Source organism: Methylocystis sp. SB2 (genome assembly GCF_049817085.1).
Classification (GTDB): domain Bacteria; phylum Pseudomonadota; class Alphaproteobacteria; order Rhizobiales; family Beijerinckiaceae; genus Methylocystis; species Methylocystis rosea.
Map to the genome: position 1 here is coordinate 1230582 of NZ_CP187401.1, position 22958 is coordinate 1253539.

The following is a 22958-nucleotide window of genomic DNA, read 5'->3' on the forward strand; positions in this document are numbered from 1 at the left end:
GAGGCGTCCTATCTGACGCGCGCGATCAGAAACCCATCCCAACCCTTGGCGCCGACGGTTTGCACCGCCGTCGCTTCGACCCGCCCCTCCGCGGCGACGGCGTCAAACAGCGCGCGCGCTCCCAGCGCGCCGCTGTCCGTGGCCGACGCGTCGGCGACGGCGCCCTCCCGAATGACATTGTCGACGATGATCAGCGCGCCGGGACGCGACAGCTTCAGCGCATAATCGAAATAGGCGGCGTTGCTGGGCTTGTCGGCGTCGATGAAGGCGAGATCGAAGGGTTGCGCCCGCTCTGATTCAAGCAAAGGCAACATTTCGAGCGCGGGGCCGACGCGCAGATCGACGCGCGCGCTCATGCCTTCGCGGGCGACATTGGCGCGAGCGACCTCCGCGTGATGCGCATCGACTTCGAAGGTGACGACCTTGCCGCCCTCGCCCACGGCCCGCGCCAGCCAGGTCGTCGAGTAGCCTCCAAGCGTCCCGATTTCGAGAACGCGTCTTGCGCCGATTGCGCAGGCGAGCAGATACAGCAATTTGCCTTGCGGCGGCGAAACGTCGATCGCGGGAAGGCCAGCGCGCGCATTTGCCGCAAGCGTTTCCTCCTGCGCTTCTTCTTTGGAAATCAGCGCCGCACCGATGTAGTCGTCCACGATATGCCAGTTATTTACTTCGAACATTTGACGTCCCTTGCATCGAGCGCTTAACGTTTGTTCGGGCGAAAATAAATTGACATCTCGCGTGATATCACGCGATGTTCCGCCGTCGTTCGCGCGCCACAGCGCACGGACGCAAAAAGGCTTGATAGCCGCATTTCACGAGCCCCAGTTGGACTGCGGCCGATATGCTGCTCATCACAACACTTTATGGGAGCACAACAAATGATCAAGCTTGCTTTGACGACGGCCCTTGCCGCCGCCGCCTTTAGCGCCTCGGCCTATGCCGCGCAGTGGAATGTGACCGAAGCGAATAAGGCGGGCATCAAGCGCGCTCAGGGCACCTGGACTGTCGCGACGGAAGGCGACAAGGTTTCGGGCAAGAGCGAAATGCAGCTCGATAACGGCTCCGTGCTGACCTACAAGCTTGAAGGCGAACTCACCGGCGGCGTTTACACGCTCAAACTCGTGGACCGCACCGATTCCAAGAAGAATTGCGTATGGACCGGCAAGCCCGTCGAGGGCGCCCACAACGTGTATATTGGCGAAGCTGCCTGCGACGGCGAAAAGATCGTGATCCGGGGCGGCCAGAATTAAGCGCTGACAACAGCCTCTTCCAACACAAACGCCGGCTCAACGCCGGCGTTTTTTTGTTTGGCGCGCGTGCGTCATCGCGCCAATTAGAGCAGGTTCCGAAAAAGTTGACAGACTTTTTCGATGAGAACCTGCTCCAAACATTTTGATTTTGAGCGATTCCTGACCGATCACATGATTCCATGTGACCGGGAAGCGCTCTAGGCGTCCTCCATCGCCTCCAGTTCCGCGATCAAGCCTTCGATCATTTCAAGGCCGATGTTCCAGAAGGCCGGATCCCGCGCGTCCAATCCGAAGGGCTTGAGAAGCTCGTTGTAAGGCTTGGCGCCGCCTGCTTCGAGCAAAGCGAAATAGCGCTCGGCGAATCCTTCATGCGCTTTTTGATAAACGCCGTAGAGCGAATTCACCAGGCAGTCGCCGAACGCATAGGCGTAGACGTAGAACGGCGAATGGATGAAATGCGGGATATAGGCCCAGAAGGTCTCATAGCCGGGGCCAAGGCGGATCGACGGGCCGAAGCTTTCGGCTTGCACGCTCATCCATAATTCGCAGATCTGATCCGCAGTCAGCTCGCCTTCGCGCCGCGCGTTATGCACCTTTCGCTCGAAGGCGTAGAACGCCATCTGCCGCACCACGGTATTGAGCATGTCCTCCACCTTGGAGGCGAGCAGCGCCCGCTTTTGCGCCTTATCCGACGCCTGCACGATGAGCGCGCGGAAGGTGAGCATTTCGCCGAAGACGGACGCCGTCTCCGCGAGAGTCAGCGGGGTCGGCGCCATCAGAGCGCCCTGTCGCGCCGCAAGCACCTGATGCACGCCATGGCCGAGTTCATGCGCGAGCGTCATCACGTCGCGCGTCTTCCCTTGAAAATTCAGCAGCACATAGGGATGCGCGGAGGGCACGGTGGGATGTGAAAAGGCGCCCGGCGCCTTGCCCGGCCGCACCGGCGCGTCGATCCAGTTCTTCTCGAAGAAGCGCCCGGCGATCTCCGCCATGCGCGGCGCGAATCCATCGTAAGCCTCGAGCACGATTTCGCGCGCCTCCGGCCAGGAATAGCGTTTGGCCGGCGTCGACGGCAGCGGCGCGCTGCGATCCCAATAGTCGAGCGCCTCCTTGCCGAACCATTTCGCCTTGAGCTTGTAATAGCGATGCGACAGGCGCGGATGCGCGGCCTCCACCGCTTGCGCGAGCGCCTCGACCACCTCGCGTTCGACACGATTGGAGAGATGGCGCGCATCGGCGACGTCCTGGAATCCGCGCCAGCGATCCGAAATTTCCTTGTCCTTCGCCAACGTATTGGTGATGAGCGAAAAAGTGCGCAAATTGTTTTTGAGCGTCACGCCGATCGCCTGCGCCGCTTCCCGACGCGTCTCTTCGCGCGAATCCTGCATCAGATTGAGCACGGGCTCGATCGCAAGCTCCTCGCCTGCAACCTTGAAGCGCAGCCCGGCGATGGTGTCGTCAAAAAGACGATTCCAAGCGGCCGCGCCGGAGATGTATTTTTCGTGGAACAGCTCTTCCAGCTTGTCCTCGAGTTCGTAAGGCTTCTCCTTGCGGATGTCTTCGAGCCACGGCTTCCAGCGCGAGAGCGGCTCCTTGCTCGCCGCGGCCATCAGCGCGGCGTCGTCCATCCGATTGAGCTCAAGCTGAAAAAACAGGAGCTGCGCCGAAGCGTTGGTGACCTTCTCCTGCACGTCGCCATAGAATTTGGCGCGCGCGGGATCGGTGGTGTCGCCGCTATAGAGCAGGCCGGCGAAGGACATCAGCCGCCCGAGCAAGTCCTGCAGCGCTTCATATCGCGCCACCGCCTCGCCAAGCTTGACGCTGGCGTCGGGGCTTTTAGCTAGCGACTCTAGCCGGCCGCGATAATCCTTGCCGAATTGCGCAACCTCCTGCGCGGCCTTGCCAAGATCGGACACGACCTGGGGAGAATCCATGCCCGGATAAAGATCGGCGAGATTCCACTCCGGCAGTCGTTCCGCAGTCTTCGCGGCGGGAGCTTCGGCGATCGAATGGGCGAAAGAACGGGCGCTGAACATGGCGGGGACCAAAAAATGGGCGGCTCCGACAAGCGAAGACGCGAGGATCGGGATCAGCCTAAATATGGCAAGAGGCCGGACAGGATCAACCTGCGGTCAGGGTCGGCGCCAGCGCCAGTTGCGTTTATAACAATATGAGAGCGAAAGAATCAGCTTAGGTGCGCGCAATGGCGGGAGAGCCCGATTTTCTCAGTTCGGTAACGTCGCGTTACGCCATGGCGCGAGATATTTTCGCGCGCATTTCAACTTTCCTCAACAAAGCGACCTTCAAGATCAAGCGCGGGCCGCCGCTCGAAATGATTGGCGAGATCGCGAAGCGGTTCAAAACCGACGACTATGATCGGCTGACTCTCAAGGAGCTCGCCGAGACCAAGGCGGGCGCGACTTTCGTCGACGAGAAGATTCAAGACATCAACCGCGCGAGCTTTCATCGCTCCGCCTTCATGCTGAACGCATTCACCCATTTGTTTTTCGTCGACCTCGCCGCGCAACTGTCGTTCTCGTTCCTCCAGCTCAAATTCGCGTTCGTGATCGCCAACATCATTCTCGCGCTACTTGCGCATTCCTCGGTGCGTCAAAGCTATCGCGCGCTGCTCGCGGGGCCGAATGCGCTTCCGCCCAAACGGCGCTTCTGGGGCATGTTTCCCAATCCGGCCTATAACCGCACGGTGAAGAAGAATTCACGCAGCTATGCGCAAAGCGCCTGGGAAGAAAAATCGCTGTTCCGGCCGGCCTATTTCGTCAACGCGGCGCTCATCTTTCTTGGCGCGCAATTCATTCTTCCGCCGGACCGTCTCATTTTTCCCTTCAGCTTCATCGTCGGGAAAATTTCCGGACTGTTCACGACCCTGGTCATGGCGTTCGACGTCTGGCGCGGCTTTCGCGCCGGCGATGCGGCGCGGACCGCGCGCGAAAGGGAAGTCTCCGTCTACCGCGATCTCGACGTCTGAATCGCGGCAGCTTTCACCGGCCGCGCAGCCGCGCCAGAACGTCTTTCGTCGCAAAGCCGTCGGCGGGCTGAATGCCTTCGCTCAATTGAAAGGCGTGGATGGCGTTGCGGCTCGCGCGCCCGAGCTTGCCGTCGAACGTCCCGCGATAAAAGCCGCGCTCCGTCAACAGCTGCTGCATCGCCTTGACGTCGGCGGTCGGTAGCGGCGCGACCTTCGGCCAGGGCGTGATCGGGATCTCGCGCCCGGCGATGCGATCGGCGAGCAGCGCGACCGACATCGCATAGGCGTCGGACGTATTGTATTGCCGAATGACTTCGAAATTGTCGGTGATCAGAAAGGCCGGGCCGTTCGCGCCAGCCGGCAAATAAAGGCTGGCGGCGCCGCCGCTGGGAAGCGCGCCGCCGTCGGCGCGCGTCACGCCGAGCTGTCGCCAGCGGGCGAAGTCGAGATCGAAGGCGCCGTAGTCGAACCCTTGAGGCAGTCGAACTTCGACGACGGCGGGCGCTCCCGCGACCCATCCGGATTTCGCCAGGAAATTGGCGATGGACGCCACGGCGTCGCCGCGCGAGCGCCAGATGTCCGGCGCGCCGCCGCCCGCGTCGCTTTCGGCATATTTGAGATAGGCGGAAGGCATGAACTGCGGTTGGCCCATGGCCCCGGCCCAGGAGCCGCGCAATTGCTCGCGCGTCGCGTAGCCCTTCTCCAGCATCACGAGGGCGGCCACAAATTCCTCGATGAAGGTTTCGGCGCGATGCCCCTTCCACGCAAGCGACGCCAGGACGCGCAGCGCGTCAGAGCCGCCGGCCGCCGTTCCGAAATTGCTTTCGACGCCCAGAATGGCGACGACGATCTCGCTTGGGACGCCGTGGCGGGACTGCGCCCGACCGAGCGGCCCGGCCAGTTCGGCGGCGACCGCCCGGCCGCGCGCGACGCGACCATTCGTCACGGACCCGGCGAGATAGGCGGGAATCGAAATGGTGAACTCGGACTGTGCGCGCGGCTTCGCCGATACCGACGGGTCCGGCGCAAGTCCGGCGATCGCCGCGTCGAAGGTTTCGCGCGAGACGCCGGCGGCCTGCGCCGACGGCCACAGGCCCTGCAAAAACGCCTCAAACGTGTCGGCTTTGGCGCGACCTCCGGCAAGCCAGAGAACGGCGACTGCACGAACCGACACGCCGAGCATCTGACGTCGATCAATCCCTGCACAGAGTATTGGCTCAAGGCGCCCCATCATTAGCCAGTCCTTTGCTGCTTCTTTGGAAATATTACACCTTCCGCCATTTCGTTTGACAGGGGGCGGGCGCTGCCCTCTACTGAAAAAAGCTTAATGTATGAATAGGGAGCGAGTGATGCTCGCCTGTCGCGAAGAATGACTCATCAACCTTCGACTACGAGTTTCGACCGTTCGATCAAACTGCGCGATCAATCCCCCGAGAGCGCGACGAAGGTCTCGGAAATCAAAGCCCGGCTGCGCGGCGCAGGTCTGCGTCCCACCGTTCAGCGGCTCGCTCTGAGCCGGCTGCTGTTCGGCAACGGCGATCGACATGTGAGCGCCGAGGCGCTTCACGCCGAAGCGCGCGAAGCCGGTCTGACAATGTCTCTCTCCACGGTCTACAACACGCTCAACCAGTTCGCCGGAGCCGGGCTGTTGCGCGAGATCGCCGTGCAGGGACCCCGCACCTACTTCCACACCCGCACCTCGCCGCACCACCATTTCATGGATGAAGCGACGGGCCGCATGTTCGACGCCGCCGATGGCTCTGTCGAATTCACGCGGTTGCCGGCGCCGCCGGAAGGGATGGAAATCGTCGGCTGCGACGTGATCATTCGCATTCGCCCCAAGAGGGGGTGAACGACGAGCCGCCGCGGGACACGATGGCGCTTTTTGCGCGTCGGGCGGCTGGCCTATGCATACGAACGATCGCCCCACTCGCAGCTTATTTCCGCTGCGCGTCGCGCCACCGCCGCACGACGGCGAGCGCATTCTCAATATGCTTCGTTGCGCCCGAATCCTCGACCGCTGACAGAATCTTCCCGCCGGGCGCGATGACATAAGAGATGCGGTTCGCGAACATCGCGCCCGCGACCGGAACCTTGAAGCCGGCGTCATAGGCGTTGATCACCTTGAAGCCCGGATCGGCGCCGACGGGAAATTTGTCCCGGCACTCTTTCGTCGAGAATTCGCGCTGAGTCGCGATCTTGTCGCTCGACACGCCAATGACGCTGGCGCCCATGGCGGCGAACTGCTCCATGGCTTCGGCGAATTCATGCGCCTCGAGCGTGCAGACGCTCGTGAACGACTTCGGATAGAAATACAGCACGACCGGACCCTTCTCGAGCGCCTGACGCAGCGAGAAGGAGAATTCCTTGCCGCCCTGCGCGGCCTCCAGACTAAAGTCGGGCGCGGCGTCCCCGGGCTTGAGAGCGGCAAGCGCCGCGCCGGAGACGAGAGTTAACAGGGCGGCTACGGCGATGGATCTCATGAAGGTCTCCTAAGCGGTCGGCATTCCTTCACAGGGACATGGTAGCGCTCGCCTCCCGGCCAAGTCCGGGAAACACAATGTTGCGGCGCAGCATTCCCCGAAATAAGATCCGTATCCAGTCGAGCGCCTCGGCTCAAAGGACGTTGATGACAAAGCACCCTAATGCTGCGCAGACGAATCCCGCGCGCGCAGAGCAGACATCTTCCAGCCTTCCCCACGCCTCCCCTGCCCATGACTTTCCTAGCCTTGCGTCGAAAGCCTTCGTCGAAGCGTGGCCCAGCGCCTTTCTGGCGGCGGAACGCGCCACCGATAGTGATTCATACGGCTACGCGGCGCTGAGCAATGTCATCGACCGTTCGCTTCATGCGAGCGTCGCCCATCTGACCGGCGGCCTTTCGCCCGCCTCGATGGCGAGCGCCTATTGGGACTGGGCGGCGCATCTCGCGTCAGCGCCAGGAAAGCAGATGCAGCTTGCCGAAAAGGCGATGCGCAAAACTTGGCGATTCGCCAATTACGCGGGGCGCTGCGCGCTGCAGCCGAACGCCGCGCCCTGCATCGAGCCGCTGCCGCAGGATAAAAGATTTGCCGGCGAAGCGTGGCGGCGCTGGCCCTACGCGCTGCTCTATCAGGGTTTTCTGCTCAATCAGCAGTGGTGGCACAACGCCACGACGCACATCGGCGGCGTCACCAAGCAGCATGAGAACGTCGTCGAATTCGCCTCGCGGCAATTACTCGACATGTTCTCGCCGTCAAATTTCTTAGCGACAAATCCCGAGGCGCTGCAACGCACGTTCGAGACCGGCGGCGTCAATCTCGTCTATGGCCTGCAGAATTTTCTCGAAGACATGGAGCGGCGCGCCGGCGGCAAGCGGCCTGTCGGCGCCGAAGCCTTCGTTCCCGGTCGGAATGTCGCGATCACGCCGGGCAAGGTGATCTACCGCAACCGGCTGATCGAGCTCATCCAATATGCGCCGGCGACCGAGACAGTACGGCCCGAGCCCGTGCTCATCACGCCCGCCTGGATCATGAAATATTACATCCTCGATCTATCGCCGCATAATTCGCTCGTGCGGTTTTTGACCGAGCAAGGCTTCACGGTCTTCATGATCTCCTGGCGCAATCCGAGCGCCGAAGATCGTGATCTCGACATGGAAGCCTATCGCAGGCTCGGCGTAATGGCCGCGCTCGACGTCATCTCGCGGCTCATGCCGGATCGGAAGATCCATGCCGCCGGCTATTGCCTGGGCGGAACCCTGCTCGCCATCGCCGCGGCGGCCATGGCGCGCGACAATGACGATCGCCTCAAGAGCGTGACGCTCCTCGCCGCGCAGACCGATTTCACCGAGGCCGGAGAATTGACGCTCTTCGTCAACGAAAGCCAGCTCGACTTCCTCGAAGATCTGATGTGGGAGCACGGTTTTCTCGATTCCAAGGAGATGGCCGGCGCGTTCCAACTCCTGCGCTCCAATGATCTTGTTTGGTCCTATGCGCTCAAATCCTATCTCATGGGCGAGCGCGAGCCGATGACCGACATGATGGCCTGGAACGCCGACGCCACGCGCATGCCCTACAAGATGCATTCGGAATATCTTCGGCGGCTCTTCCTCAACAATGATCTCGCCGAGGGCCGGCTGCGCGTCAACGGCGGCGCCGTCGCGCTCAGCGAAATTCGCGCGCCGATTTTCGCCGTCGGCACGGAGCGCGATCATGTCGCGCCATGGCGCTCGGTTTATAAGATCCACCTGCTTGCCGACGCCCAGATCACCTTCCTGTTGACGAGCGGCGGGCATAACGCCGGCATTGTCTCGGCGCCCGAGAAGAAGCGCGGCGAGTACCGCTTCACGAACCGCGTGGACGGCGAGCATTACGCCGACCCCGCAGAATGGGTGAAGATCGCGGCTGTCAGGGAAGGATCATGGTGGCCGGAATGGAGCGCCTGGCTCGCCGCCCGATCCGGCCCGCCAGTCGCGCCGCCTCTGATGGCCGAAGCGCTCTGCGACGCGCCCGGAACCTATGTGCTGCAGAGCTGACGCAAAGGTACGCGCTACGCATCCCTTTTTTATTCGTCTGACGTTGTCATCCCCGACGCGCGAAGCGCGATCGGGGATCCAGAGCAACGTCACAGACATTTTTTATGAGTCTGGATTCCCGATCGCGCGCAAAGCGCGCGTCGGGAATGACACCCCGCTTTCGGCTCAAACATGAATCGCGCGGCCGTAGGCCGCCAGCACGCTCTCATGCATCGTTTCCGACAGCGTCGGATGCGGAAAGATGGTGCGGATCAGCTCTTCTTCGGTCGTCTCGAGATTCATGGCGATGACGAAGCCCTGAATCAGCTCCGTCGCTTCCACCCCGAAGATATGCGCGCCGAGCAGCCGCCCGCTCTTGGCGTCGAAGATCGTCTTCACGACGCCTTCGAGTTCGCCGAGCGCGATGGCCTTGCCATTTGCGAGATAGGGGAAGCGGCCGATCTTGACGTCGATCCCCTGTTCTTTCGCCTTCGCCTCGGTCAGACCGACGGACGCGACCTGCGGATGGCAGTAGGTGCAGCCTGGAATGCGCGATCTGTCGAGCGCGTGCGCGTCCAAGCCGGCGATCGCCTCGACGCAGCTGACGCCTTCATGCTCCGCCTTATGCGCAAGCATCGGGCCGCCGGCGACGTCGCCGATCGCGTAAACGCCTTCAATATTGGTGCGCCCGAAGCCGTCGATCTTGATGACGCCGCGCTCGAGCGCCACGCCGAGCGCCTCTAGCCCGAGATTTTCGACATTGGCGACGACGCCGATCGCCGACAGCCCGCGCTCCACTTCGAGCGTCTGCGTCTCGCCGTCCGCGGGTTTCAGCGTGACGACGAGGCTGTCGGCCTTCTTCTCGACGCCCGTCACCGTCGTCGCGACGCGAATGTCGATCCCCTGCTTTTTGAACGATCGATGCGCCAGAGCGGCGATCTCTTCGTCTTCGCTCGGGAGAATATGCGGCAGCGCTTCGACGAGAATGACCTCGACGCCGAACGTCCGATAAAATGAAGCGAATTCGACGCCGATGGCGCCGGCGCCGACGATGAGCAGCGATTTCGGAAAGCGCTCCGGCTTCATCGCCTCGAAATAGGTCCAGACGAGGCGCCCATCGGGCTCGAGGCCCGGCAGAACGCGCGGGCGCGCGCCGGTCGCAATGATGATGTGTTTCGCCTGATAGACGCCGTGGTCGAGCCTCGTTTTCGGGGAAGGCGATTGCGGCAGCATGGGCGGTTTGGTCGGCGCGGCGACGCGCACTTCGCCCTTTCCGGCAAGCGTCGCCTCACCCCAAATCACGTCGATCTTGTTCTTCTTGAGCAGAAACGCCACGCCGCCATTGAGCCGCGTCGCCGCCTCGCGCGAATGCGCGACGATGCGCGCGACGTCGGCGCTCAGGGCGCCTGGCGAAACGCCGAACCGCTCGCCCTCGCTGGCGAGGCGATAGACCTCGGCCGAGCGCAGCAGCGCTTTCGTGGGTATGCAGCCCCAGTTCAGGCAAATGCCGCCGAGATGTTCGCGCTCGACGACCGCCGTCTTGAGACCCAATTGCGCGGCGCGGATCGCGGCGACATAGCCGCCGGGCCCGCCGCCGATGACGATGAGATCATATGTGTCGGCCATGCTTCGTCCTAGCTTCCCAGTGACTCAGTCTTCAGCGTTGTCGGCAAACTCTAAAAATTCACGAAAATTTACGCCCTGAAGGAAAAGCATATATTGTTTAGACGTTTGCAGTCACCTGACCATAAGGGGGCTTTGGTGAGCGCCCGTCTTGCATCTGCGACCGCCTCGCTGCGTTCGCTTTCTTTCAAGCTCCTCGCTGGTCTGCGTCGCGCCCCTCGTTTCATCTGGCGCGCCTCAATAATTGTCGTGCGTCTTTTGCTCCTGGCCTTTCTGACGGTTCTCGTGACCGCTTGGGCCATTTCCACGCCGAAGGACCACCCCTATCGCGTTCTTGATCCCGACTCGCGCGATTGCAACATGCGGATCGGCGAAAACGGAGACTACGCGTCGCCGGCATGGAATATTCTCGCGGCCTATGGCAACGCCGAAAATGAAGCGGCGCTCAAGGATGAGGCAGGTCGTTGGGACACGAGATTTCAATGTGCGATACAGCGTCACGAAGTTCCTGTCCCTCGCGCTGACGACAATAATCGATCGAATGCGCTTGGTTACACGCTGGCCTTTCTGGAATTCAAGGAGGATGGCGAGCCGTTCGAGCTGATCAAGGACCCTCATCAGCTATTCACCATGAACGAATTGACCGATCGCGTGAGCTATATCGAACGCAGCTCATGGAAGCCGATCACACAACTTGAGGCGCTCAACGCGCATCTTAGAGCAGTTGAAAAGCGCACCCACGCCGATGAATTCGGGAATGCCGTCAAGCACAGCAATTACGTCATCGTCTTCGTGCATGGCTGGCGACATGACGCATCGATCGGCGACGGCAACGTCACCGATCTTCGCGCTTACGCGGCGCATGTCGCGCGATACCTTCGCGACCGGTGCACCGCTGGCGAAAGCGAGCATTGCGGGCGCGAGGTGACGGCGGTGTACGTCGGCTGGCGAGGCGCGCGCCTGAACGAGACGCGACTGCACCTTCCCTTCATCGCTATGGGCAATACCGTGGGCGCGCTCTTAGATGGCGACGCCTCACAGTGCTCTAACGGCGTTCTGCCCAGCGAAAAACCCTTGTGCTGGAAGAACTGGATCAATTCCTGGGGCGATTCGCTCGCTTCCGGCGTCGCGACGCTGACCCTCTTCGACCGCAAACCCGTCAGCGAATATATTGCGCCGCACGCCCTTATGGCGCTGAGGAAAATCGAGCAGGTTCTCAACAAACAGCCCGGGACGAAGGCAAAGCAACGCGACAATCCAAACAAGATGATCGTGATCGGTCATAGCCTCGGCGGCAACATGCTGGCCACGGCTTTGAAAGACCATTTGATCAAGGCGGTGCATAATCATCCGGGCGCCAACGCCTATTTTTACCCCCCGCTCGGCGATCTCGTGGTTCTCATTAACCCTGCCGCAGAAGCCTCCAAATGGACTGATGTTCAGCGCGCCGTCTGGGAAAAAGTCGCTTTCTTCGAGGGCGAAGGCGACCTCATGGCGGGCCACCGCTTTTTTCCCGCTCATCAAAGTCCTGTCGTGATTTCAGTCACCTCGGCCTATTCCTGGCCGCCAGGAGGGATCCGGCCCGGAGACTGCGCCATAGCGATGCGTCAGAAACTGAGCTTGCTCGGTCAGGATGTGAATTCGCCAGACGAAATATGCGCGAGATACAAGCAGTTCCTAGAGGCAAAAAAACCCGGGGAGTTCATCTTCCATGACGAGACGCCGAACCCCGACGACCGCGCCTGCGGGGCGCTGAGAACGCCGTTTGCGCTCGATCAAGCGGTGGAGAATATCGATCGAAAAAAGAAAATCGGCATAAAATCTGACCTCGCAACCTATCTCGCTTTTCCGCTTTTTCGCGGCGACCTGCGTCCCCTTGGCGCGATGATCGCTGGCGTCGCACGAGATTTGCGCGCCGCCTGCGAAAACTTCAGCCTCCCCGAAAACCGACAAGATCAGCGAGCGCTGAGATTTTGGCAAAGGGTTGGAGAATTCGTCAGCGATCTTCCCTTCCAGAATACGGATATCGAGTCTTCGCGCACGATCGGCCATCTCGACCCGCCGCGATCGTCGGTGAATCTCGTCGATACTCTTCGCATGCCGGCCCGCCAGCTCGGCACGACGCATGAAATTCGCAGCATCCGTTGGGCGCCGCCCAGTCAGGCGGATTACAAGGATATCCCCGCCGACCCCTCACTAAACTGCGCTGTCAGCCACGACTGGCTAACGCGGGCGCGAAGGGCGCAAACGAATGGCACTCAGTGGGAGAGCGCGATACTGGCCCCGCCGCTCGACCCCGATCCTGCGAATCCTCGCGGCAGCGGCGGTCATCCAGCAGTCGAGATGACTCACGGCTTCCGGCTCGCGGGAATGCTCCCGATCACGCGCGCGAACGACCCGTTCTGGAACATGCGCGCCTATGACGACGTGCTCATGAGCCATGGAGGCTTCATGTTCAGTTCGTTCATTTGCGCGATCAATCAGTTCGTCATGGATCGGCCAACACGATGGCCCCTGCCGACACCGCCAGCCGAATTGCAGAGCGCGCCTATGCCTCAAGAGCCAAATCGGCCGGTGGCGGACGCCCCCAAAATTCATCGGCGCGCGAGATGAAAGCGCCCGGAAACAGGCGGCCAAGAATAGTAAACATTCCAAAAAAAAAAGCCTCCCGCAGCCGGCTGCGGGAGGCTCGAATTGTTCGAAGACGCCAGTCTCAGGCGGCCTGCGGCAACGCCGATTTGGCCTGCGCCACGATCGCCGCGAAGGCTTCGGGCTGGTGGATGGCGAGATCCGACAAAACCTTGCGGTCGACTTCGATCCCGCCCTTGGCGAGCCCGTCGATGAACCGCGAATAGGTCAGCCCGTGCTCGCGGACGGCGGCGTTGAGCCGCTGAATCCACAACGCGCGGAACACGCGCTTTTTCGCCTTACGGTCGCGCGTCGCATATTGCATCGAGCGGTCGACGGCGGCCTTGGCGGCGCGGATCGTATTCTTGCGGCGGCCGTAGAAACCTTTGGCGGCCTTGAGGGTCTTCTTGTGCTTGGCGTGCGATGTGACGCCGCGTTTGACGCGAGCCATGACGAAACTCCTTTGCGGAAATAGTGCGCTCTTTGCGATCAGCCGTTCGGCAGGAAGTATTTCTTGACGTTGTCGCCGTCAGTCTTGAACAAGACGTTCGTGCCGCGCAGATTTCTGATCTGCTTGTTCGTCCGCTTGATCATCCCGTGGCGCTTGCCCTGCTGGGCGTAGACCACTTTCCCGGTGCCGGTGATCTTGAAGCGCTTTTTCGCGCCGGATTTCGTCTTCAGTTTGGGCATTTTGCTCTCCCGGGCGCTAGGCCCTGTTGTTTGCGCCGCAGGAAACTGGTCCAAACGACGCTTGTTCGCGCGAGCGAAAGAACCGCCACGGCAGCCCATCACTGGCCGGGCGGTTCTGTAGAGCGCGGTTTATTGCCCAACGCCGGGGGAAACGCAAGTCCGCACAAGCCTTGAGAGCGCCTGGTGTAGACGGCTCCGCCTCTTGGCGACATAGTCCGACCGCCAAGAAGGCTTGAGTCGGCAACAAAGCGAGAAAGACCAAGCAGCGCGACGCTAAACCAAAGAAGTAACGCCGTTTTTTCGTAAGATTGAAGAACAGTCGGAAAGCGCTAGATGTCACTCGCTGGAAACGATCCGGGGCGCATTATGAATATACATGCAACTATGGGGACCGCGATTGCCGCGGACTGTCCGGTCAACTCCCACAATGAGTGGGATCCACTCGAGGAGATCATCGTCGGCCGCCTCGAAGGCTCCACGATCCCTTCCGACCATCCGGTCGTCACCTGCAACATTCCCGGCATGGCCGCGCGCGCCCAATCGCTCGCCGCCGGGTTCCGCTTTCCGAAATTCATGATCGAGCCAGCGCAGCAGGAGCTCGACGGTTTCATCGCTTTGCTCGAGTCGCTCGGCGTCAAGGTGACGCGGCCCGACGCGGTCAATCACAAGGCGAAGTTCTCGACGCCTCACTGGTCGTCGCGCGGCTTCTGCAACTCTTGCCCGCGCGACTCGATGCTGGTGATCGGCGACGAGATCCTCGAAACCCCGATGGCCTGGCCCTGCCGCTATTTCGAAACGCACTCCTATCGGGAGATCCTCAAGGATTATTTCCGACGCGGCGCGCGCTGGACCTCGGCGCCCAAGCCGCAGCTCACCGACGAACTGTTCGATCCCAACTTCAAATTGCCGGAGAAGGGCGAAGAGATTCGCTACATTCTCACCGAATTCGAGCCGGTGTTCGACGCCGCCGATTTCTTCCGCTGCGGCCGCGATCTTTTCGTGACGCGCTCCAATGTCACCAATGCGATGGGCATCGACTGGCTGCGCCGCCATCTTGGCGACGGCTATCGGATTCACGAGATCAAGAGCCGCTGCCCCAATCCGATGCATATCGACACGACGATTCTGCCGCTGGGGCCCGGCCGCCTGCTGATCAATCCGGAATATATCAATCCGGATGAGCTGCCCGATATCCTGAAGAAATGGGATATTCTCGTCGCGCCGGAGCCGGATCCGATCAACGACCGCATTCTCGCAATCACCTCGATGTGCGGCAAATGGCTCAGCATGAACATTCTGGCGATCGACGAGAAGCGCGTCATCGTCGATCCGCATCACACAAATATGATGCGTCAGATGGAGAAATGGGGCTACGAGCCGATCCCCTGTTCGTTCCTGCACTATGCGGCGTTCGGCGGCGCCTTCCATTGCGCGACGCTCGACGTGCGCCGGCGTGGAACGCTCGAAAGCTATTTTTGAGACAATCGCGCTTGTTTCGCCCGACGCTTCTCGCAAGGAGCGCCGGGCGATTTCTATTTCAGGTTCACGCCGCCAAGCCGCAGGCCGATGATGCCCAAGAGAATGAGGCCAATTGATCCCAGCCGCAGCACGGTGGTCGGTTCGTTGAACAGGAAAACGCCCACCAAGGTCGCCGCCGCGATGCTTGCGCCGGTCCACACCGCATAGGCCGTGCCGGCGGGAATCGTCTTTACCGCAATGCCCAAGCATCCGACGCTCGCCGCCATGAAGAACACCATGATGAGCGAAGGCCAGAGGCGCGTGAATCCTTGCGCATATTTCATCCCGATGAGCCAGCCGACTTCGCAGATGCTGCCGATAAAAAGGATGATCCAGTCCATCTAACCGTCCTTGCCTGCCGACGTCGTCGCCGCGTCCGGACTTGTGGGTTTTGCGGTCCAATCCGTCAAGAACCGCGGATTTGCATTTCGCGAGACGCCGCCCACATAGGCCGCAAGGAGCCTTCATCATGAGAAGAATCATCGACGTTTACCCCGCCCCGGACTCCATGCACTGGGTCGGCGACGGTTTTCCCGTACGCTCGCTGTTTTCGCATCACGAACATGGCGCGCAGGTGAGCCCCTTCTTGCTGTTCGACTACGCGGGACCGTTTGACTTTTCACCGACGCCCGAGCGCCGCGGCGTGGGCGCCCATCCGCATCGCGGCTTCGAAACGGTGACGATCGTCCTCGACGGCGAACTGGCGCATCGCGACTCAACCGGCGCCGGCGGACTGATCGGTCCCGGCGACGTGCAATGGATGCGCGCCGCTTCCGGCGTCGTTCACGAGGAGTTTCATTCCGAAAGCTTCGGCAAGTCGGGCGGACGGTTCGAGGTCGTGCAGCTTTGGGTCAATCTGCCGGCGCGCGATAAGATGAGCCCCCCGCGCTACCAGACTCTCCTCGACAAGGACATTCCGCGCGTCGATCTGCCCGGCGACGCCGGGCTTGTTCGCGTTATCGCCGGCGAATTCGACGGGCATCGCGGACCTGCGCAAACCGCGACGCCGATCGATCTTTGGGATGTGCGGATCGACGCGGGAAAGAGCGCTCGGTTCACGCTGCCGGAAGGACATACGGCGCTTGTCGCCATTCTCGAAGGAACGGTCGAAGTCAATGGCGAGAAGATCGCACGCGCGACGGATGTTGTCGTATTCGAGGAGGAAGGCGGCGACATCGCCTTTGAAGCCAACAATGACGTGAAGCTGATCGTCATGAGCGGCGAACCGATAGACGAGCCCGTGGCGCAACAAGGTCCGTTCGTGATGAATACGCAGGATGAATTGCGTCAGGCCTTCACCGATTATCAATCGGGACGGTTCGGCGTCATCGCGCCGCTGGGCGGCTAAAGCGCTTTCCGATCACATCGACTCATGTGGTCGATAGGAAATCGCTCAAACACAAATGTTGGAGCAGGTTCTCATCGAAAAAGTCTGTCAACCTTTTGGGAACCTGCTCTAAGAGGAAGCTCTGCTGCGACGCGGCGCCAATCTGAGCTCTTCGATCGTCGCCGCCAGCGAACTGAACTCCACCGGCTTGGTAAGAAAAGCGTCGACTCCGGCGGCGCGGGCGGCGCGCTCGTCCTCTTCGCGCGCGCTGGCCGTAAGCACCAATATGGGCGTGCGCGGCGCGCCTGCCCGCGCCTCGGCCTCACGAATGCGGAGGCTCGCCTCGCGTCCGTCGAAATCCGGCATGAAAAGATCCATGACGATCACGTCATAAGGCTCGCCCACGCCCTCGATCGCTTCGCGCGCCCGTGCGAGCGCGAGCGCGCCGCTTTCCGCGCGCGTCACCTTCGCGCCAAGCTTCGCGAGGTGACGCATGAGAATAAGCGCGTTGATATCATTGTCTTCGGCGACAAGGGCGTTCACCCCGGCGAGCGCCTGGGTCGCCGCGCCCTGCTCGGGCGCCGGCGCCTTGGCGCTCTCTGGCGACAGACGGGCGATCAGCGATGCGATCCGCACCGGCTTCACCAGCCAGCCGTCGAAGTCGCACAAGGCGTCCTCGCCGAAGGCGCGCCGTTCGATCGGCGAGAAGAGCAGAAACAGTCGTCCCGCCTGCGCGCCGCGAGCGACTTTCGCCAACTGCGCGGTCATTTGCGGGCCCAGCGCGCAATCGACGATGACGGCGTCGAAGGGCTTTTCGCGCGCGCCATGCAGCGCGCAGGGCGCGTTCTCCGCCGCGACGATCTCCGCTTCGGCTCCGGCGAAACGCAAGCTCTCCGCGAGATAGGGCGCTTCAAAGATGCTGTGCGCAACGATCAGCGTTTTAAGCCCGGAAAGCGGCGCCGGCGCGGGCTCTTCGCCGATTGGCGGGGCCGGCAGCGTGAAGGCGAAAACCGCGCCCATGTCCGTTGAATTAACGAGCGCCAGCGCGCCGCCCATCCTGGCGACGAGACGGCGAGAGATGGCGAGACCGAGCCCTGTGCCCGCCTGCGGGTGGTTCTCCGAAGGATCGGCCTGTTCGAATTCCTCGAAGATCGCCTCGCGCGCCGCCTCGGGCACGCCCGGCCCGGAGTCGTGCACCTCGAAGCGCAGCCGCGCGCCGTCGCGCGCGACGCGCACGCCCACGCCGCCCCGCTCGGTAAATTTCACCGCGTTGCCGATGAGATTGACGAGCACCTGCCGAAGTCGCGCCGAATCACCCACGATTTCGCGCGGCGTATCAGGCGAGATGACGCTGGCAAGCTCCAGCCCTTTCGCCATCGCGCGCGGCGCAAGCAATTCGACCACGCTTTCGACGAAGGGCGCGAGCGCAAAGGCTTCGTGGCGCAGCTCGAACTTGCCGGCTTCGATCTTGGAGAAATCCAGAATATCGTCGATCAGCTGCGAGAGCGAACGGCTCGAATCGCCGATCGCTTCGACATAGCTCGCCTGTTCGGCGGTGAGCTTGGTCATCGCGAGAAGTTGCGCCAGCCCCATGACGCCGTTGAGCGGCGTGCGAAATTCGTGGCTGACTGCCGCGAGAAAGCGCGACTTGGCGAGACTGGCGGCTTCCGCCCTGTCGCGAGCGGCGGCGGCGGCGCGCAGCTCCCAAATTTCGTCGCGCAACGATTCGAGTTCGGCCTCGACCTTTTTGCGGCCACGCCCGCGCAGGGCAATGTAAATAGACGCCGCCAGCAACAAAATGACGAGCTGCGCCGCGACCAAAATAACAATATGGTTTAAGGACATGCGCCCATATCAGGCCGCAAGGCGCCCGAACGCAAGCCCCGCGCGATAGGAAAGCGCTTCCGCGAGATGCGGTCGGCCGACGGACTCAGCGCCGTCGAGATCGGCGATGGTGCGCGCAAGCTTCAAGACCCTGTGAAACCCGCGCGCCGTGAGGCCGAAGCGCTCCGACGCGTCCCGAATCAGCGTCGTGCCCGCAGCGTCGAGACGCGCCGCGCGCTCGATCACCGCCGCCGGCGCGGCGGCGTTGGCGGCCACCCTTGGCAATGAGAGAGCGTCGTAACGGGCGCGCTGAATCTCCCGGGCGCGCGCGACGCGCGCCGCGACCTGCCGCGAACCCTCGCACGGCGGCGGCAACACGAGATCGGCGGCGGTCACCGCCGGCACCTCGATCTGCACATCGAAACGGTCGAGCAGCGGTCCCGAAAGCCGCGCCTGATATTGCGCGACGCAGCGTTCATTGGGCTGGCGCTTGCAGGCGTAGCCCGGATCCATCGCATGACCGCAACGGCAGGGATTCATCGCCGCGACAAGCTGAAAGCGCGCTGGGTAGACGGCGCGATGATTGGCGCGCGACACCGCCACCTCGCCGGTCTCGAGCGGCTGACGCAGGCTGTCCAGCACTTGCGGTTGAAACTCGGGCAATTCGTCGAGAAAAAGGATGCCGTTATGGGCAAGCGAAATCTCGCCAGGCTTTGCATGGGAGCCGCCGCCGACCAGCGCCGGCATCGAGGCGGAATGGTGGGGCGCGCGAAATGGCCGCCGGTCGGTCAGTTCGCCTCCCGCAATCTGCCCCGCCACCGAATGAACCATGGAGACTTCGAGCAATTCGCGCGGGGTCAACGGCGGCAGGATCGACGGCAGCCGCGCGGCGAGCATCGATTTTCCCGCGCCCGGAGGGCCGCTCATCAGAAGGTTGTGGCCGCCGGCGGCGGCGATTTCGAGCGCGCGCTTGGCGGTCTCCTGTCCCTTGATGTCGGAAAGGTCGGGCTGATCGGCGGCGAGCCTGCGCACCGCCGGCTCAGGCCGGGCCAGAACCTGCGCGCCCTTGATGTGATTGACGAGCTGGATGAGCGAGCGCGGGGCGATCACCTCCATATCGCTCGACGCCCAGGCAGCTTCCGGCCCGCATTCGCTCGGACAGATCAGTCCCAAGCCCCGGGCGTTGGCGGCCACCGCCGCCGGCAGGACGCCCGCCGTCGGCGTCAGCGTTCCGTCGAGCGCGAGTTCGCCAAGCACGACGAATCCTTCGAGCGCGTCGGAGGGAATGGCTCCAATCGCCGCCATGACCCCAAGCGCGATCGGCACGTCATAGTGGCTTCCCTCTTTGGGCATGTCGGCGGGGGCGAGATTGACGGTGATTCTTTTCGCCGGCAGCGCCAGGCCGGAAGCGATCAGCGCCGCGCGCACCCGCTCGCGCGACTCGGCGACGGCCTTATCAGCGAGGCCGACGACGTTGAAGACGACCGCGCCGCTGGAAATCTGCACTTGAACGTCGACGGGACGGGCCTCGACGCCTTCGAACGCGACCGTCGCCACCCTCACCGCCATCGCGCGCTCCCGAGAAATTCTTTTGCGCAAATTATCGTCGACAGCTTAACTGCCGCGCGAACTCAGCGCAAGAACATTATATGAACATAGCCGCGCCAGCACTAACCTAAAACGCAGATTGAAATTGCCAAGTTTCTGTTCGCGCGATGATATTCTGAGGGCGCGGCGCGCCAGCCGCGCGTTAATCTGGTCTAAGGAGGAGATTGGAGATGAAATTGAGGACGGGTCTCGCGCTCGTTTTCGCGGCCGCTGTGGCTGCGCCGGCCCACGCCACCATGCCGCTCGCGCCAAGTGAGACGGCGGGCGCGCCGATCGTGCAGGTTTATGGCGGTTGCGGGCCCTACGGCCATCGCGGTCCCTATGGCGGCTGCCGCTGGGGCGGACAGTGGGGAGGATACGGCGTCGGTCGCGCCTGCCCGCCTGGCTTCCATCTCGGCCCCTACGGCCGCCGCTGCTGGCCAAATTATTAAGTTCAGTGAAAAGCCGGGGCGGCGAACCGTCCCGGCGCCTCGGCGGCGTCTTTACCGAACGACGTCAGGGCTTTTGCCCAGAGGGGCGAAGTCCTGTCCCGCCTTTTGGCTGTTCCGCGGCCGGGGGTGGCGCGTCGCTCGGCGCCGTAGGACCTGATGACCCCAGCGAAACCGAGAGGCCGAACAGCTTCCATTGGCCCTGGACCGGCGCATAGAGCAGCTCGAAACGAATCTGCGTCGGCACGGAGGGGAAAAACCCAGACATGTGCATCATTCCGCTCTCTATTTGCGGCAGGAGGCTGAGCTGCGGCTCGAGCACGGCCACGCCAGAGAGATCGAGATTGTCCTTTCTCTGAGAGGCAAAGATCTCGGCGAGGCGCGCCGCCGTATTGCCTTGGAACGCCGGCGCGCCTAGATCGCGCAGAACCGTATAGTTGCCGGTTTTGTTGGCCTGATCGAGCGCAAGCAGAGTCGATCGGATCAAAATCAGAACGCCATTCTTGTCGATATCGGCGGGCTTGGGCGCCTGTGCAGGCCTGGCTGGGCTCGGCTTAGGCGATTGCGCCGAAGCCATCGTCGGAAAAAAACTCGCGGCCACAAGGGCCGCGAGCATTATGTGCTTGATCTTCACGATCATGATCACCAGGCCAGGGTCACGCCCGCACGCCCGGCGACGCCGCCGTATTTGAGGCCCGCGCCGATGCCGGCATTGACCACCATCCAATCGTTCACGCGCAGCTGCGCCTGAGCGGCAAGGCCGTACTGACCACGGAAGGTGCCGAAGTTGCCGGTGACCGAGAACCATTTGTGGTCCGGCAGGTAGCTGGCGCCGCCGAGCGCGACGGCGACAGCCGTGCCCTCGTAACCGCGTTGCACCCCTCTGCCAAGGCTGTACACGCTCTGCGACAGCCCCAGGACGCCGGCCTGGAGACCGGCGATATCGTTCGGCCCGAACTGGGAGGTCGCGAGATGACCCTGGGCGTCCGTGGTGGTGAACTTGGTCACGCCAACCTGCGAGGCCAGGCTCGCGGCAGACGTGATGCCAGGCGCTTGGTAGGTATTGGCCGCCGTGCCCAGCATGATCTGGTTGTTGGCGGTGTTGGTCGCGCCAGCGCCCAAAGCCGTCGAGCCGTTGAAGCCGTTGGCGCTGGAGTTGGCGCCGATGGCGGTCGAGCCCACGGTTCCGTTGGTGTTGGCGTTCAAGCCAATCGACGTCGAACCAACGCTGCCGGTCGAGGTTGCGCCCGATCCAAGAGCCGAGGAACCCAGGCTAGCATTAGCGTTAGCGCCCGAGCCGAAGGCCGACGAACCAGCGCTGGCGACGGCTGTCGCGCCCGTGCCGAAGGCCGAGGAGCCAGCGCTCAGGCTGGCGTCGGCGTCCGTGCCAACCGCCGATGAAGTGTTGGCGAGATTGGCTTTAGCGTTGGTGCCGAGAGCCGTCGAACGAATGCTCGGCGCCAACTTTGTGCCCGCCTGGGCGCCAGCGCCGATCGCGACAGAGCCAAGCGACACAGCGCCGGTGCCGATAGCGATCGCGTTAGCGCCCGGTCCAGCCGTCGCGCCATTGCCGAGGGCAATGCCGCTCGCTCCGGTGGCGGAGCTTCCGACGCCGCCCGCGAATGAATTCGCGCCAGTCGCGCTGTTGAACGCGCCAACCGCCGTGCCGTTCGCGCCCGTGACATTGTTGGTCGTGCCGAACGCTTGAGCGGTGGTGCCTGTCACGTTGTTGTTATTGCCCACGGCGGTCGAGAAGGCGCCCGTCACATTGGTGTTGGAGCCGACGCCGAGCGACTCAGTATTGGTCGCCTTGACGTTATCGCCGATCGCGGTCGAGAAAGCGCCGCTCGCCGTGGCGCCGCCAGCGTCAGCGCCGATCGCGATAGCGTTATTTCCAGTGGCCGCCGCCGCATTGCCGACCGCGGTCGAAGCGTTTCCAGTCGCCTGTGTGCCAGCGCCGACGGCCGTGGCGTTCGCCTTGTTCGCAATTGCGCCATTGCCGAGCGCCGTGGCCCCAGCGGCGACAGCTTGCGCGCCGGCGCCGACCGCAGTCGTCTTATCGCCAACCGCCTGAGTCGCACCCAGAGTCGGGTCATCCCCGCCGAAGGCCGCCGCACCGGCGCCGTTGGCGACGACGTCGTTGCCGACCGCCGTGGCGCCGCCGCCTGTCGCATTAGCGAAAGAGCCGACCGCCGTAGCCGCGTCGGGGCCCTTACCATTGGCGACTGACTGATTGCCATACGCCGTATCGCCGTCAGTGCTGCCAGGTCCCGCCTTGGCGTTCAGGCCGCAAGCGGTGTTGTTGGTCTTTCCGGAATCCGTCGCGCCGCTGAGGATCGGGTTGACGCTCAAGCAGATCAACGCGTTCGCCGGAGAGGAAGCCAGAAGGATGGCGCCGGTCGCCGTGGCGGCGCCGACCACCACGGGGGACTGCGCAAAGGGCAGAGCCGCGGAGAGCGCAGACACGCTGCCCATCAGAGCGCGGCGCAAGTTGATGGAACCATTTTTGGGCTTGATGAGTTTCTGAGACAGTTTGGTCATAGGTCAGTTCCCATTCCTTGGACTGCGAAGAGCACCGAACCGC

20 protein-coding genes are annotated in these 22958 nt (G+C 62.6%); 8 read left to right on the forward strand and 12 right to left on the reverse strand.

From position 1 onward, the window contains the following. Nucleotides 1-8 precede the first annotated feature (8 nt). The gene (locus ACPS74_RS06155; protein WP_029650106.1) at nucleotides 9-677 is read right to left on the reverse strand and encodes an O-methyltransferase; all 669 of its coding nucleotides are present in this window, start codon (nucleotides 675-677) and stop codon (nucleotides 9-11) included. 201 nt (nucleotides 678-878) lie between these two features. On the opposite strand from ACPS74_RS06155, the gene ACPS74_RS06160 reads away from it, so the two are divergent. Then, nucleotides 879-1250, forward strand: a complete 372-nt coding sequence (locus ACPS74_RS06160; protein ID WP_029650109.1) for a hypothetical protein — start codon at nucleotides 879-881, stop codon at nucleotides 1248-1250. A gap of 197 nt (nucleotides 1251-1447) precedes the next feature. Here the strand turns inward: ACPS74_RS06160 and ACPS74_RS06165 are convergent, their stop codons facing one another. Next, nucleotides 1448-3286 carry a M3 family oligoendopeptidase gene (locus ACPS74_RS06165; RefSeq protein WP_029648570.1) on the reverse strand — a complete coding sequence of 613 codons (1839 nt, stop codon included), beginning with the start codon at nucleotides 3284-3286 and terminating at the stop codon, nucleotides 1448-1450. 167 nt (nucleotides 3287-3453) lie between these two features. Here ACPS74_RS06165 and ACPS74_RS06170 point away from each other — a divergent pair, with 167 nt between their 5' ends. Then, entirely contained in the window at nucleotides 3454-4236 is a 783-nt protein-coding gene (locus tag ACPS74_RS06170) for a hypothetical protein (protein ID WP_029648569.1), read from the forward strand. A 13-nt stretch (nucleotides 4237-4249) separates the two neighbouring features. On the opposite strand, the gene ACPS74_RS06175 is transcribed toward ACPS74_RS06170, so the two are convergent. Further along, nucleotides 4250-5419 (reverse strand): lytic murein transglycosylase, encoded by a 1170-nt coding sequence (locus ACPS74_RS06175; RefSeq protein ID WP_036241337.1) that lies wholly within the window; start codon nucleotides 5417-5419, stop codon nucleotides 4250-4252. Between the two features lie 186 nt (nucleotides 5420-5605). Here ACPS74_RS06175 and irrA point away from each other — a divergent pair, with 186 nt between their 5' ends. Further along, the gene (gene irrA / locus ACPS74_RS06180) at nucleotides 5606-6088 is read left to right on the forward strand and encodes an iron response transcriptional regulator IrrA (RefSeq protein ID WP_014890443.1); all 483 of its coding nucleotides are present in this window, start codon (nucleotides 5606-5608) and stop codon (nucleotides 6086-6088) included. 85 nt (nucleotides 6089-6173) lie between these two features. Here irrA and ACPS74_RS06185 read toward each other — a convergent pair whose 3' ends face one another. Then, nucleotides 6174-6719, reverse strand: coding sequence for a peroxiredoxin (locus ACPS74_RS06185; protein ID WP_029648567.1), 546 nt, complete (start codon nucleotides 6717-6719; stop codon nucleotides 6174-6176). Nucleotides 6720-6865: 146 nt separating this feature from the next. Between ACPS74_RS06185 and ACPS74_RS06190 the strand changes: the two genes are divergently transcribed. Continuing rightward, on the forward strand, nucleotides 6866-8749 hold the full coding sequence (locus tag ACPS74_RS06190) for a PHA/PHB synthase family protein (RefSeq protein ID WP_029648566.1): 1884 nt from the start codon (nucleotides 6866-6868) through the stop codon (nucleotides 8747-8749). A 165-nt stretch (nucleotides 8750-8914) separates the two neighbouring features. Here ACPS74_RS06190 and lpdA read toward each other — a convergent pair whose 3' ends face one another. Continuing rightward, nucleotides 8915-10354: a dihydrolipoyl dehydrogenase gene (gene lpdA / locus ACPS74_RS06195; RefSeq protein ID WP_029648565.1), complete on the reverse strand. Its 1440-nt coding sequence runs from the start codon at nucleotides 10352-10354 to the stop codon at nucleotides 8915-8917. A 135-nt stretch (nucleotides 10355-10489) separates the two neighbouring features. On the opposite strand from lpdA, the gene ACPS74_RS06200 reads away from it, so the two are divergent. After that, nucleotides 10490-12964, forward strand: coding sequence for a hypothetical protein (locus ACPS74_RS06200; RefSeq protein ID WP_162231961.1), 2475 nt, complete (start codon nucleotides 10490-10492; stop codon nucleotides 12962-12964). Nucleotides 12965-13064: 100 nt separating this feature from the next. Here ACPS74_RS06200 and rplT read toward each other — a convergent pair whose 3' ends face one another. Then, nucleotides 13065-13430, reverse strand: coding sequence for a 50S ribosomal protein L20 (gene rplT / locus ACPS74_RS06205; protein WP_018409162.1), 366 nt, complete (start codon nucleotides 13428-13430; stop codon nucleotides 13065-13067). A 38-nt stretch (nucleotides 13431-13468) separates the two neighbouring features. After that, nucleotides 13469-13669, reverse strand: a complete 201-nt coding sequence (rpmI, locus tag ACPS74_RS06210; protein WP_014890449.1) for a 50S ribosomal protein L35 — start codon at nucleotides 13667-13669, stop codon at nucleotides 13469-13471. Nucleotides 13670-14035: 366 nt separating this feature from the next. Here rpmI and ACPS74_RS06215 point away from each other — a divergent pair, with 366 nt between their 5' ends. Continuing rightward, on the forward strand, nucleotides 14036-15148 hold the full coding sequence (locus tag ACPS74_RS06215) for an amidinotransferase (protein WP_029648563.1): 1113 nt from the start codon (nucleotides 14036-14038) through the stop codon (nucleotides 15146-15148). Between the two features lie 53 nt (nucleotides 15149-15201). Here the strand turns inward: ACPS74_RS06215 and ACPS74_RS06220 are convergent, their stop codons facing one another. Continuing rightward, entirely contained in the window at nucleotides 15202-15528 is a 327-nt protein-coding gene (locus ACPS74_RS06220) for a DMT family transporter (protein ID WP_029648562.1), read from the reverse strand. Nucleotides 15529-15656: 128 nt separating this feature from the next. On the opposite strand from ACPS74_RS06220, the gene ACPS74_RS06225 reads away from it, so the two are divergent. Further along, nucleotides 15657-16535 carry a pirin family protein gene (locus ACPS74_RS06225; RefSeq protein ID WP_029648561.1) on the forward strand — a complete coding sequence of 293 codons (879 nt, stop codon included), beginning with the start codon at nucleotides 15657-15659 and terminating at the stop codon, nucleotides 16533-16535. 108 nt (nucleotides 16536-16643) lie between these two features. On the opposite strand, the gene ACPS74_RS06230 is transcribed toward ACPS74_RS06225, so the two are convergent. Both ACPS74_RS06230 and ACPS74_RS06235 read right to left on the reverse strand, forming a co-directional pair. Further along, the gene (locus ACPS74_RS06230) at nucleotides 16644-18359 is read right to left on the reverse strand and encodes an ATP-binding protein (RefSeq protein ID WP_029648560.1); all 1716 of its coding nucleotides are present in this window, start codon (nucleotides 18357-18359) and stop codon (nucleotides 16644-16646) included. Between the two features lie 9 nt (nucleotides 18360-18368). Next, nucleotides 18369-19907: a YifB family Mg chelatase-like AAA ATPase gene (locus ACPS74_RS06235; protein ID WP_029648559.1), complete on the reverse strand. Its 1539-nt coding sequence runs from the start codon at nucleotides 19905-19907 to the stop codon at nucleotides 18369-18371. Nucleotides 19908-20116: 209 nt separating this feature from the next. On the opposite strand from ACPS74_RS06235, the gene ACPS74_RS06240 reads away from it, so the two are divergent. After that, nucleotides 20117-20377, forward strand: coding sequence for a GCG_CRPN prefix-to-repeats domain-containing protein (locus ACPS74_RS06240; RefSeq protein WP_029648558.1), 261 nt, complete (start codon nucleotides 20117-20119; stop codon nucleotides 20375-20377). A 64-nt stretch (nucleotides 20378-20441) separates the two neighbouring features. Here ACPS74_RS06240 and ACPS74_RS06245 read toward each other — a convergent pair whose 3' ends face one another. Both ACPS74_RS06245 and ACPS74_RS06250 read right to left on the reverse strand, forming a co-directional pair. Then, nucleotides 20442-21014 (reverse strand): hypothetical protein, encoded by a 573-nt coding sequence (locus ACPS74_RS06245; protein ID WP_029648557.1) that lies wholly within the window; start codon nucleotides 21012-21014, stop codon nucleotides 20442-20444. A 2-nt stretch (nucleotides 21015-21016) separates the two neighbouring features. After that, a complete protein-coding gene (locus tag ACPS74_RS06250) occupies nucleotides 21017-22915 on the reverse strand; it encodes a beta strand repeat-containing protein (protein WP_425622392.1) in 1899 nt (632 codons plus the stop codon). Nucleotides 22916-22958 lie beyond the last annotated feature (43 nt).